This window comes from Achromobacter semiaridum, assembly GCF_053543755.1.
This window is the reverse complement of the sequence record NZ_JBLVOL010000090.1, coordinates 1-10,923: the sequence shown is the minus strand read 5'-3', so window position 1 is coordinate 10,923 and position 10,923 is coordinate 1. Positions and strand designations below refer to the sequence as shown.

Sequence of the window (10,923 nt, the reverse complement as noted above, 5' to 3'; positions counted from 1 at the left end):
GCGGCAGGGGCGGTGCCGCCGGCGGCGGGGGCTGCCTGTGCCAGCGCGGCCTGCGCGCACACTGAAAGAACCAGGGCGGCGCCCAGGGTGGGAAGACTCTGTCTCATGGCGTTCTCGTTATGGGGTGGGCCGATCAGTTTATGGAAAAGCCCCCCACTGGAAAACCCGGAGTTCTACGAACGTTGCTGTCACACCGCGAATTCGGGCCGGATACCGCTTTGCAAGGGCAGCCCCAGGATCTGGCGCGCTTCGGCGGGCGTGGCCGGTTCCATGTCCATTTCGCGGATGATGCGCACGATGCGCTCGGTCAGCTGCACATTGGTGGCCAGCTCGCCATGACGGTAATACAGGTTGTCTTCCAGGCCCACGCGCGCATGGCCGCCCAGCAGCAAGGCGCTGATGTTGGCTTCCAGTTGCGACGGGCCGATGCCGCTGACGCAAAAGATGCTGTTCTTCGGCAGCAGGTCCACCATCATCTGCAAATGGCGCGGCGAGAACGGCATTGCGTTCTGAAAATTGCGGTGCACGTTCATGACCAGGTTGATGAAATGCGGCCCTTCGTCCAGGCCTTCATCGATCAGTGTGGTGGCGTCTTGCAGGATGTGCGTGGGGCTGAAGACTTCCCATTCGGGCTTGATGCCGCGCGCCTTCATGCCTGCCGCCAGTTCGCGCGCCTTGGTCAGCGGCGTGTTCATCAGGTATTCGCGGTCGCCAAACGCCAGGTTCAGCGTGGTGGCGTCCAGCGTGCACATTTCGGCGCCGGCATCCATGCCTTTCAGGCGCTCTTCCCACAGGATCTCCCAGGTGCCGGGCGACGTTTCCCTGACCATGTCGCCATGCACGCCGCCGCCGGTGGAGTTGTTCAGCACGATGTCGCAGCGTTCGCGGATGCGTTGGTTCATGTCGCGATAGATCGCCGCATCGCACGTCGCCTGGTCGTCGGGCCGGCGCGCATGCAGCGCCACTACGCTGGCGCCCGCGTTGTAGCAGCGGTAGACGTCCTCGGCGATCTCTGCCGGTTGCGTAGGCAGATGCGGGTTCTGGGTCTTGAATGCCATGCCCCCGGTCGGGGCGATGGTCACGATGACTTTGCGTTTAGCCATGGCGGTCTCCGGTTTATTTCCACAGCGCGCAGCGGCTTTCGGACTGCTTGGTGAAGGCCTCGTTGCCGTCGATGGTTTGCAGCACCTTGAAGTAGTCCCAAGGCTGCTTGGACTCGTCCGGGGTCTTCACTTGCAGCAGGTACATGTCGTGCACGACGCGGCCGTCGGGGCGCACGACGCCATCCTTGATGTAGATGTCGTTCAGCTTGTTCTGACGCAGATACGCCAGCACGCGGTCGGCGTCATCGGTGCCGGTGGCCTTGACGGCGCGCAGGTATTGCAGCGCGGCGGAATAATCGGCCGCTTGCAGCGACGACGGCATGGCGTTGCGGCGTTCAAAGAACTTCTGGGCCCAGGCGCGCGTGGCGTCCGACGCATTCCAATACCAGCTGTCGGTCAGGTACATGCCCTGCGTGGCGGGCAGTCCCATGGCGTGGATGTCGTTGATGAACATGATCATGCCCGCCAGCCGCATCGTCTTGGTCACGCCGAATTCGTTGGCGGCCTTGATCGCATTCGTAGCGTCCGCGCCGGCATTGGCCAAGGCAAGAATGTCGGCCTTGCTGCCCTGCGCCTGCAACAGGAACGACGAAAAATCGCTGGCCGACAAGGGGTGCTTGACCGAGCCCACGACCTTGCCGCCGCCCGCCTCGACCACCTTCGTCGTATCGGCTTGCAGCGCATTCCCAAAGGCGTAATCGGCCGTCAGGAAGTACCAGCTTTTACCGCCCGCTTTGACCACGGCGGCGCCCGTGCCCCGCGCCTGCGCGACGGTGTCGTACGCGTAGTTCAGCGTGTAGGGCGTGCATTGCTCGTTGGTCAGTGCGGGCGCGCCGGCACCCACCACGATGATGGGTTTCTTCTTGTCGGCCGCCACCTGCGACATGGCCAGCGCGGTGCTGGAATTGGTGCCACCGATCAGCATGTCCAGGCCGCGCTGGTCGAACCATTCGCGCGCCTTGGCCGAGGCGATGTCCGCTTTGTTCTGATGGTCCGCCGTCAACAGTTCGATTCTCTTGCCGTTGATCTCGCCGCCCATTTCTTCGATTGCCATCTTGATGGCTTCAGCGCCCCCCGGGCCATCGGGGCCCGAGTACACGCCGGACAGGTCGGTGATGAACCCGATTCGAATAACGTCGTCCGAAATCTGGGCGTGTGCGGCGCCGGCGTGCAGCAGCGACACGGCGACGCCCCAGGCGAGCGCGCCGCCGGACATGATGCGTGGCATTGACAACATACCTGTCTCCTCTTATGTTTTTTGGCTCTTGATGCTTCAACTATTCTGAGACCGCCCACTGGCCCGTACAGTCATCATGGTGACAAAGCGGCCTAGGGTTTACCTGAGCGCCTTTTCTCCTTTTCTCCTTTTCGCCTTTTTCCCTTTTGGCCTTTCCCCCTTTTGTCGAACGGAGCAACCATGCGTGCATCCACCGCAAGCACAGGCAGCCAGACCGGCGTCCCCGCGTGCAAGCCGGCCGCGTGTCCGGTGGACAGGATGTTGAGCGTTGTGCCCTGGTACAACGGCTTGCCCGAACTGGAACGCAATCTGGTCCGCTCGGAATTGCGCACGGTGACGCTGACCACCGGCGAATATCTTTTTCGCGCGGGGTCGAAGTCGCTGGGGTGGTACGGCGTGGTCGAAGGGCTGGTGAAATGGACGTCGCCGGGTGCGAACGGCAAGTGCCTGTCGCTGGCCGGTTTCAGCATCGGCAGCTGGTTCGGCGAAGCCACGATGCTGCGCCGCGAGCGCTTCGAATATGAGGTCGTGGCGCTGCGCCCCAGCCGCATCGTGATCCTGCCGCGCGACACCTGCGAACGGCTGTGGAATCACAACATCGAATTCACCAAGGCAGTGACGATGCATTTGGCGCAGCGCGTCAATTGGCTGATGGCCTGCTACACCGGCAACGTATTGCTGGACGTCGACACCACCGTAGCCCGCGCCGTGGCGGCGCAATTCGATGCCGAACGCCATGCCGATACGCAGGGGCGTTTGAAGATATCCCAGGAAGAAATCGCCAGCCTGTGCGGCGTGTCCCGCCAACGCTGCAACGCCGCGCTAACGCGGCTGGCGCGCGCGGGCGTGCTACGAACGCACTACGGCGGAATGACGATATTGGATAAGGATGCGCTGTATCGGCGGGCGATGATCGAGGATGATGCCGGCAATCGATAGCAGCCTGCCGAGGTTGGGCAATGCCTTCATAGAAATGCCGGCTCAAAATCCGTCAAGCCGGAGCGTTGCATGCCCAGCCCCTTTGCCACCTCGCGCCAGCTATCCACCGCCTGAGCCACCTCTGTCCAGATTGCAGCTGCTTTCTGCGCATCCAGCCTGAAATAGGCGGCACCCTCCATCAGCATGGCGCGGCTGTCGATTGGCCCCGAATCGTCGGTCAGCCATGTCTTGCTCTCGCGACGGTCGCCAGGCATCGGATTCAAGTCAAACGCCGGCGACAATCGCCATCCATGGTTGCGCGCGTCGTACAGCAGACCCGTATTCCGCAAATGATCATCGGTATTGCAGATCAGAAAATTGAAAGCCAGGCGTCGCCACAACTGATGGATATCGGCAATAGGGTTGGCGCCGCCCTGCAACAGAACATCCACCAATTCGGTATACGCATGCACCGTGTCCCGACCATCGGATTGCAGCATTGTCGCGGCGGACACGTAGGGGATGCGCCCGCCATTGTCGGTACGGTCAAAACGCCGAATAATGGCCACCGCCGTTCCGTCAACAACCGCCACACGCGCAACTGCCGTATTGACGCCAGCCTTGCTGGCAAGATGCATTGCCATCACTTCGCCACGGATAATGTCGCGCTGATCCGCCTGACTAGGAAACTTGCCCAAGGCTAAACGTCCATCGTGGTCTAACACCGTCGATTTGGGCCGGGCTCCGCCAAGCGAGGTGCCCTGCCCCAGCAGGTATTGCAGGTCCTGCTCGCTCTCCGTTCCGGCCTCTAGCGCTCGGGCGGCTCGCACAACGTTATCCAGCTTCAGCAATGGCGGCACTTTTCCATGCGTGTCGTCGGCGCGAAGATAGATTTGAGCGGAAGGGTCAAACAAACGCAGCGCTTCGACACGGGCCTCGTCGTCAACCCATAGCAAGAAGTCGACAGGCTCGAGCGCAGGCGTGTCCCGGTCTTTCTGCCGGAACCTCGCATGCGCGCGCCGGATTACACGCTCGCCCCAGGAGTCGGGCGCAGTGTCTTCCAGCGCGCGAAAAAACGTCTGTTCAGGATGTTGGATGCCCGAGACGGGCAACAGGTCGGGCGATAGCGTGAAAAAACGCGGGCTTTGCAGCCAACGCTCGTCGTACTGGAACGCGCCGCGCTTGCCGTTACCCAAATACAGCCGTCCTACCACTTGCCCGCTGGACCCCAGATGAACCTCCAGGTCTCCACGCCGGATCACCTTCGGCGCCATCAGAAACCCTCCAGCTCTTCGTTGTCATTCGTCGATTGGGTTTGACCGGGCTGAGAATCGGACATGCCCAATTTTCGGCCACGCGATGTGCGAACCCGCTGCGGCAAATTTTCACGCATCAGCGCCATGCCAAGCGCGTCCTTTTCCATGGCCAAAACCTCGGCCACGGCGTCCAGGCGACCAAGCACATGCAACGCGCGCAGGAAGGTGTGCAGGGCGGTGCCGGGATAGCCGTCTTCCATGCGCCTGACGGTACTTAGTGAGGTTCCAATGCGCTCGGCCAAGTCTTCCTGACTTAGCCGGCGCATACGGCGAGCGGACGAGATGTCCTGTCCCAGGCGATGCAGTGCACGCTCGACGGGGCGCGGCATAGCGACACGGTGCTCGGCAGATTTTGGGGTGGAAGGCATGGGGTGCTTGGTCAAATATGAAGGCAAACTGCCCGTAGACGGTCATATATGAACATATCGCGATTTGCCAGACAAGCAAGTCCCGTTAACTATTCAAATATGACGTTTAAATTGATTCACGGATTCATATTTGGCTGACTGCGCGTGCGACGGTTCGGTTTGGCGATATGACAACTACGCCTTCAACGTGCCGCCGGACGCAAGGGGCGGGCACGAGCGTCGACGGGCGTCAAACAGACGGGATCGATCGTCGCACGAATAGCGTGCAAGCCGGAGAGTTGGAGCGGGTGAAGGGAATCGAACCCTCGTATGAAGCTTGGGAAGCTGCCGTTCTACCATTGAACTACACCCGCTCGGGTGTCGTGCCAGAGCGCGGGTCCCTGGCAGAGTCGGCGATTATAGCGCGGCTTTTTTTGGATTCGGGCAGGAATTTTGGCTGGCCGCCGCGCTTGCGCGTCATGGCGGGTTGATACGTCCCTTATTTAGTGCATCCGGCTGACTCCGCGGGTCGGCACCTGCCACTACAATTCGGGGCTATGAATACGAACAACCCCGCGGACAAGCCCGCGACGCCCCCCGTGAACACCTCCGACACGACCGCCGATTCCTCTGCTTCGGCGCCCGCCGCCGCCGCCGTTTCCCCCGAGACGCAGGCCGCGCTGGCCAGCACCGCCCACGCGCCGAACAGCCCCGGCGCGACGCACATCCGCAGCTTTGTGCACCGCCGTGGCCACATCACCCAAGGCCAGCTGGCCGCGCTGGAACGGTTGATGGGCGAATGGTCCATTCCGTACGCGCCCCGCCGCCTGGACCCCGCCGCGGCATTTGGTCGACAAGCGCCGACGGTGCTGGAGATTGGTTTCGGCATGGGCGAGACCACCGAGAAGATCGCGCTGGCGCGTCCGGACGACAACTTCCTGGGCGTGGAAGTGTTCAACGCCGGCGTCGGCTCGCTGCTGCGCCGCATTGAAGATTCCAAGATTCAAAACCTGCGCATCGTCCAGCACGACGCGGTCGAGGTCGTGCGCGACATGATCGCGCCGGACTCGCTGGCCGGCGTGCACGTGTACTTTCCGGACCCGTGGCCCAAGAAGCGCCATCACAAGCGCCGCTTGCTGCAACCCGCGTTCGTGTCGCTGCTGGCCAGCCGCATCGCGCCGGGCGGCTACATCCATTGCGCCACCGACTGGGAAGACTACGCGATGCAGATGCTGGAAGTCCTTAGCGGCGAACCGCTGTTGGCCAACACGGTCGATGGCTACGCGCCGCGCCCCGATTACCGCCCCCTGACCAAATTCGAGACACGCGGCCTGCGCCTGGGCCATGGCGTGTGGGACCTGATTTTCAAGCGAGTCGCCTGATGCTCTATCCGCCGATCGAACCGTACCGCCACGGCATGCTGGATACCGGAGACGGACACCAGATCTATTGGGAGATGTCGGGCAATCCGAACGGCAAGCCCGCCGTGTTCCTGCATGGCGGGCCGGGCAGCGGTTGTTCGCCCGTGCATCGCCAGTTGTTCGATCCGCAACGCTACAACGTGCTGTTGTTCGATCAGCGTGGTTGCGGGCGATCCAAGCCGCATGCCAGCCTGGACAACAACACGACCTGGCATCTGGTGTCCGACATCGAACGCCTGCGCACCGAAATCATGGGCGCCGAAAAGTGGCTGGTGTTCGGGGGATCGTGGGGCTCGACGTTGGCGCTGGCGTATGCGCAGACGCACCCGTCGCACACCAGCGAACTGGTCGTGCGCGGCATCTTCGGTTTGCGACGCGCGGAAATCCAGTGGTTCTACCAGGAAGGCGCTTCGTGGCTGTTTCCGGATCGCTGGGAAGAATACCTGGCGCCCATTCCGGAAGCCGAGCGCGGCGACCTGGTCGCGGCGTATCACAAGCGGCTGACGGGCGATGATCCGGTCGAGCAGTTGCGCGCGGCCAAGGCCTGGAGCAAATGGGAAGACAGCACCATTACGCTGCTGCCCAGCCCGCGCCACCAGCAAAGCCACGCCGCCGACCGCGCCGCGCTGGCGTTTGCGCGCATCGAAAACCACTACTTCGTGAACGCGGGCTTCATGGAAGAAGGCCAGCTGATACGCGACGCGCACAAGCTGCGCGGCATACCCGGCACCATCGTGCAGGGCCGCTACGACGTCTGCACGCCCGCGCGCACGGCCTGGGACCTGCATCGCGCCTGGCCGGAAGCGGACTTCCACCTGGTGCCCGACGCGGGCCACGCCTTTGATGAACCCGGCACGCTGGCGCGCCTGATCGCCGCCACCGACGCTTACGCAAAACAGTGAGGACACCCTGACATGCACATCACCCTGAACGGCGACGCGCGGGAATTTCCGTTGGACACGACCGTGATCGAACTGCTGCAAACGCTGGGCTATGCCGGCAAGCGCGTGGCGGTGGAGCGCAACGGCGAGATCGTGCCCAAGAGCCAGCACGAGCAAACCGCGCTGAAAGATGGCGACCAGATCGAGATCGTGGTGGCGGTGGGCGGAGGCTGAGCGTCCGCTATGCACTGACTGGCACGCAACGACAGAGGGCCGCTGATGATCAGCGGCCCTTTGCGTTTGCGCGGATGTTGGCGTGGCGCCGGGGGGTGGCATGGCGCGGGATGGTGGCGTCAACGTGGTGCCAATAACTTTCTTCATTGCACGGCTTGCCCGATGAGGTTTGCGCCAAGCGCGCGAGTCACCGTGCAAAGTGACGAGCATTGTTGCGTAGTCTGGCGCGCTCCTAGCAACCTGTTACACCATAACCCCTCGTCTGGCGGCAATTGCGCGAGTAATAATCGTTGCTGTTGGCTCGATACGCGGCAAATTGCGGGGCAAGCGGGGCGCCTTTGCGTCACCCCGTCACCCCTTCACCCGCCGGATTCCACGGCATGTTGCCCGCCGCGCGCGCTCGTCAGGGACTTGGTTTTCTCACCGCAGCACAGATAAAGGAAACACTATGGGTCTGCTCAATTTCATCAAGGACGTAGGCGAAAAGCTTTTCGGCGCCAGCGAGGCCAAGGCCGCGACGGCTGACGAACTGAAGAAAGAGCTGGATAAGCACGGCCTGAATGCCGATGGCCTACAGATCACCGTGGACGGCGACAAAGTCACGGTAGCCGGCGAAGCGCTAAGTACGGAAGACGCCGAGAAGATTTCACTGGCGCTGGGCAACACGGTGGGCGTGGCGGCGGTGGACAACCAGTTGAAGGTCAAGCAGACCACGCCGGAAGCCAAGATGTACACGGTGCAAAAGGGCGACAACCTGTGGAAGATCGCTGAAGCGCAATACGGAAAGGGCCAAGGCGCCAAGAACACGCTGATCTTCGAGGCCAACAAGCCGATGCTGACCAGCCCGGACAAGATCTATCCGGGCCAGGTGCTGCGCATTCCGCCGCTGTCGTAAGCGGCCGCTGAACTCGACAAGCCGGAGAACACCCATGCGTTTTCCGGATTGTGTCGCGGCACGGCGCCCCCTGCTTGCCGCGATCGCTTGGCCAGACGCAACGTCTGGCCATTTTTTTGCCTACTTCATGCCAAAGCGGCCCAGGCCTTTCATGCCGCCCATGGCGCGCATCATCTTTGCCATGCCGCCCTTCTTCATCTGCTTCATCATCCCCTGCATCTGCTCGAACTGAGCCAGCAGGCGGTTGACTTCCTGGACCGGCACGCCGGAACCGGTGGCGATGCGGCGCTTGCGGGACGCCTTGATCAGTTCGGGCTTGGCGCGTTCGGCGGCCGTCATGGAGTTCAGGATGCCCTCCGTGCGGCGCAACTGCTTTTCAGCCTGGCCGCCTTGCAGCTGACCCGCCGCCTGCTGGAACTGGGCCGGCAGCTTTTCAAGCAGCGAACCCATGTCGCCCAGCTTCTTCACCTGGCCAAGCTGATCGCGGAAATCGTTCAAGTCGAACTTGTTGCCCGACTTGATCTTGGCGGCCAGCTTTTGCGCATCGGCGATGTCGATGTTCTTTTGAGCCTGCTCGACCAACGAAACGATATCGCCCATGCCCAGCACGCGTTGCGCCATGCGGTCAGGGTAGAAAGGTTCCAGCCCGTCCAGCTTTTCGGACACGCCGACAAACTTCAGCGGCTTGCCGGTAACGTGGCGCACCGACAGGGCCGCGCCGCCCCGGGCGTCGCCGTCCAGCTTGGTCAGCACCACACCGGTCAGGGGCAGCGCATCCGCGAAGGCACGCGCGGTGTTGACCGCGTCCTGGCCTTGCATGGCATCCACGACGAACAGCGTTTCCACCGGCTTGACCAGATCATGCAGCGCGCGGATTTCGCGCATCATGGCTTCGTCGATACCCAGGCGGCCGGCCGTATCAAGAATCAGCACGTCGTAGTGGTGACGGCGCGCATGGTCCACCGCGCCGCGCGCGATGTCTTCGGGTTTCTGACTGGGGTCGGACGGCAGGAAATCGACGCCGACCTGAGCGGCCACGCTTTTTAGCTGGTCGATAGCGGCGGGGCGATACACGTCGGCGGACACCACCAGCACTTTCTTCTTGCCGGTCTTGCGGCCGTGCTGCGTGTGTTGCCCTTCGGACAACCAGCGGGCCAGCTTACCGGTGGTGGTGGTTTTACCGGCGCCTTGCAGGCCCGCCATCAGGATGACGGCGGGCGGCTGCACGGCCAGCGACAGTTCGTTGGAGTCGGCGCCCAGGTCACCGCCCATCAAGGCGGTCAGTTCCTTGTGGACGACGCCGACCAGGGCTTGCCCCGGGCTGAGGCTGGCGGCCACTTCTTCACCCAGCGCTTTTTCCTTCACGCGGGCGACAAATTCGCGCACGACGGGCAGCGCCACGTCGGCTTCCAGCAGTGCCATGCGCACTTCGCGCAGCATCTCCTGGGTGTTGGCCTCGGTCAGGCGGGCTTCACCGCGCAGCGTCTTGACGACACGCGATAGGCGTTGAGTTAGGTTATCGAGCATGAGAGGCGTTTCCGCTTAAACTAGTTGATTGAACGGTGGCCGCAGGCGCGGATTCTGCGCTTTCGGGTGGCACGCACCCCAAGGCCCCATCCAGACAACGGTTTCTATGTCACTCGGCATTGTATTTCACACAGCGGCTGCCTTGGCGTATGCAGTGCTAGGGGGGTCACTTTGGATCCGCCTGGCCGGCGCCGGGGAAGTTGAGCAGACAGGCAAAATCGGCCGTCTGTGCCTGCTGGGGGCCCTGGTTCTACAGGGAATCGGCCTGCAACAAGCGATGCTGGGCGCCCAGCATCTGTTCATTGGGTGGGCACTGGCCCTGTCCGCCGCCATCTGGTTGGGCATGGTGGTGTTCTGGCTGGAAAGCCTGCTGGTGCGCATTGACGGCCTGCAATTGCTGCTGCTGCCCGCCGCCGCCCTGGCCAGCGCCCTGGCCGCCCTTTTTCCGCAAGGCCAGTTCGTGCCGCACGCGGACGACGCCTGGCTGCGTGTGCACCTCTTGATTGCGCTGGCCGCCTACGGCCTGATCACCATCGCCGCGCTGCACGCCATGATGATGGCCCTGCTTGACCGTCACCTGCACCGCCCGCTGGACGCGCCCGCCGAACGCAGCATCATCGGCCGCGTGCTGGACTCGCAGCCGCCGCTGCTGGTGCAGGAACAGCTGCTGTTCCGTATTATCTGGATCGGTTTCATCGTGCTGACCCTGGCCGTGGGCTCGGGCTCGGTGGCGTCCATGAAGCTGACGGGCAAGATCCTGCCGTTTGACCACAAGACCGTCTTCACGCTGCTGTCCTGGCTGACGTTTGGCGTGCTGCTGGTTGGCCGCCACGTGTGGGGCTGGCGGGGCCGCGTGGCGCTGCGCTGGACGCTGACGGGTTTTGGTTTTTTGATTCTGGCGTACACCGGCAGCCGGTTCGTGCTGGAAATGATTCTGCATCGAGGCTGACGTGGGCAAGTTGTTGTTCTGGATCGTTCTGATCATCGCGGTGCTGTTCGTGGCCCGCATCGCGGCCCGCATGGCGGCCGCCCGCCAGGCCGGCG

Annotated in this window: 11 protein-coding genes and 1 tRNA gene; 6 read left to right on the top strand and 6 right to left on the bottom strand. The window is 62.9% G+C overall.

Annotation, left to right across the window (positions count from 1 at the left end; translation table 11 throughout):
* Positions 1 to 188: 188 nt before the first annotated feature.
* Together ACNPP0_RS22275 and ACNPP0_RS22270 are read right to left on the bottom strand one after the other, a co-directional pair.
* Positions 189 to 1,103: a beta-keto acid cleavage family enzyme gene (locus ACNPP0_RS22275; protein ID WP_332610061.1), complete on the bottom strand. Its 915-nt coding sequence runs from the start codon at positions 1,101 to 1,103 to the stop codon at positions 189 to 191.
* A 13-nt stretch (positions 1,104 to 1,116) separates the two neighbouring features.
* Complete coding sequence (locus ACNPP0_RS22270) at positions 1,117 to 2,331, bottom strand: ABC transporter substrate-binding protein (protein WP_448707031.1); 1,215 nt, start codon at positions 2,329 to 2,331, stop codon at positions 1,117 to 1,119.
* Positions 2,332 to 2,520: 189 nt separating this feature from the next.
* Between ACNPP0_RS22270 and ACNPP0_RS22265 the strand changes: the two genes are divergently transcribed.
* Positions 2,521 to 3,279 (top strand): Crp/Fnr family transcriptional regulator, encoded by a 759-nt coding sequence (locus ACNPP0_RS22265; RefSeq protein ID WP_448707030.1) that lies wholly within the window; start codon positions 2,521 to 2,523, stop codon positions 3,277 to 3,279.
* A 26-nt stretch (positions 3,280 to 3,305) separates the two neighbouring features.
* On the opposite strand, the gene ACNPP0_RS22260 is transcribed toward ACNPP0_RS22265, so the two are convergent.
* The 3 genes from ACNPP0_RS22260 to ACNPP0_RS22250 form a co-directional block, all read right to left on the bottom strand.
* On the bottom strand, positions 3,306 to 4,532 hold the full coding sequence (locus tag ACNPP0_RS22260) for a type II toxin-antitoxin system HipA family toxin (RefSeq protein WP_448707029.1): 1,227 nt from the start codon (positions 4,530 to 4,532) through the stop codon (positions 3,306 to 3,308).
* Entirely contained in the window at positions 4,532 to 4,942 is a 411-nt protein-coding gene (locus ACNPP0_RS22255) for a helix-turn-helix domain-containing protein (protein ID WP_223264725.1), read from the bottom strand. Before ACNPP0_RS22255 ends, ACNPP0_RS22260 begins: the two co-directional genes overlap by 1 nt.
* Positions 4,943 to 5,221: 279 nt before the next feature.
* Positions 5,222 to 5,295: transfer RNA gene (locus ACNPP0_RS22250), tRNA-Gly, on the bottom strand.
* Between the two features lie 183 nt (positions 5,296 to 5,478).
* Between ACNPP0_RS22250 and trmB the strand changes: the two genes are divergently transcribed.
* From trmB to lysM, 4 genes are all read left to right on the top strand, one after another.
* Positions 5,479 to 6,303, top strand: coding sequence for a tRNA (guanosine(46)-N7)-methyltransferase TrmB (gene trmB, locus ACNPP0_RS22245; RefSeq protein ID WP_448707028.1), 825 nt, complete (start codon positions 5,479 to 5,481; stop codon positions 6,301 to 6,303).
* On the top strand, positions 6,303 to 7,244 hold the full coding sequence (pip, locus tag ACNPP0_RS22240; RefSeq protein WP_332610057.1) for a prolyl aminopeptidase: 942 nt from the start codon (positions 6,303 to 6,305) through the stop codon (positions 7,242 to 7,244). Before trmB ends, pip begins: the two co-directional genes overlap by 1 nt.
* 12 nt (positions 7,245 to 7,256) lie before the next feature.
* The gene (gene thiS / locus ACNPP0_RS22235) at positions 7,257 to 7,457 is read left to right on the top strand and encodes a sulfur carrier protein ThiS (protein ID WP_448707027.1); all 201 of its coding nucleotides are present in this window, start codon (positions 7,257 to 7,259) and stop codon (positions 7,455 to 7,457) included.
* Between the two features lie 448 nt (positions 7,458 to 7,905).
* On the top strand, positions 7,906 to 8,352 hold the full coding sequence (lysM, locus tag ACNPP0_RS22230) for a peptidoglycan-binding protein LysM (protein WP_448707026.1): 447 nt from the start codon (positions 7,906 to 7,908) through the stop codon (positions 8,350 to 8,352).
* A gap of 120 nt (positions 8,353 to 8,472) precedes the next feature.
* Here lysM and ffh read toward each other — a convergent pair whose 3' ends face one another.
* Positions 8,473 to 9,879 (bottom strand): signal recognition particle protein, encoded by a 1,407-nt coding sequence (gene ffh / locus ACNPP0_RS22225; RefSeq protein WP_046806677.1) that lies wholly within the window; start codon positions 9,877 to 9,879, stop codon positions 8,473 to 8,475.
* A 106-nt stretch (positions 9,880 to 9,985) separates the two neighbouring features.
* Here ffh and ACNPP0_RS22220 point away from each other — a divergent pair, with 106 nt between their 5' ends.
* Positions 9,986 to 10,828 (top strand): cytochrome C assembly family protein, encoded by an 843-nt coding sequence (locus ACNPP0_RS22220; protein WP_046806678.1) that lies wholly within the window; start codon positions 9,986 to 9,988, stop codon positions 10,826 to 10,828.
* Positions 10,829 to 10,923: the final 95 nt, after the last annotated feature.

Excerpts from the sequence above, each read along its gene's own strand:
- ACNPP0_RS22260 (WP_448707029.1), bottom strand. The coding sequence starts at position 4,532 with ATGGCGCCGAAGGTGATCCGGCGTGGAGACCTGGAGGTTCATCTGGGG.
- ffh (WP_046806677.1), bottom strand. The coding sequence starts at position 9,879 with ATGCTCGATAACCTAACTCAACGCCTATCGCGTGTCGTCAAGACGCTG.
- ACNPP0_RS22270 (WP_448707031.1), bottom strand. The coding sequence starts at position 2,331 with ATGCCACGCATCATGTCCGGCGGCGCGCTCGCCTGGGGCGTCGCCGTG.
- ACNPP0_RS22265 (WP_448707030.1), top strand. The coding sequence starts at position 2,521 with ATGCGTGCATCCACCGCAAGCACAGGCAGCCAGACCGGCGTCCCCGCG.
- ACNPP0_RS22220 (WP_046806678.1), top strand. The coding sequence starts at position 9,986 with ATGTCACTCGGCATTGTATTTCACACAGCGGCTGCCTTGGCGTATGCA.
- ACNPP0_RS22255 (WP_223264725.1), bottom strand. The coding sequence starts at position 4,942 with ATGCCTTCCACCCCAAAATCTGCCGAGCACCGTGTCGCTATGCCGCGC.
- pip (WP_332610057.1), top strand. The coding sequence starts at position 6,303 with ATGCTCTATCCGCCGATCGAACCGTACCGCCACGGCATGCTGGATACC.
- ACNPP0_RS22275 (WP_332610061.1), bottom strand. The coding sequence starts at position 1,103 with ATGGCTAAACGCAAAGTCATCGTGACCATCGCCCCGACCGGGGGCATG.
- lysM (WP_448707026.1), top strand. The coding sequence starts at position 7,906 with ATGGGTCTGCTCAATTTCATCAAGGACGTAGGCGAAAAGCTTTTCGGC.
- trmB (WP_448707028.1), top strand. The coding sequence starts at position 5,479 with ATGAATACGAACAACCCCGCGGACAAGCCCGCGACGCCCCCCGTGAAC.
- thiS (WP_448707027.1), top strand. The coding sequence starts at position 7,257 with ATGCACATCACCCTGAACGGCGACGCGCGGGAATTTCCGTTGGACACG.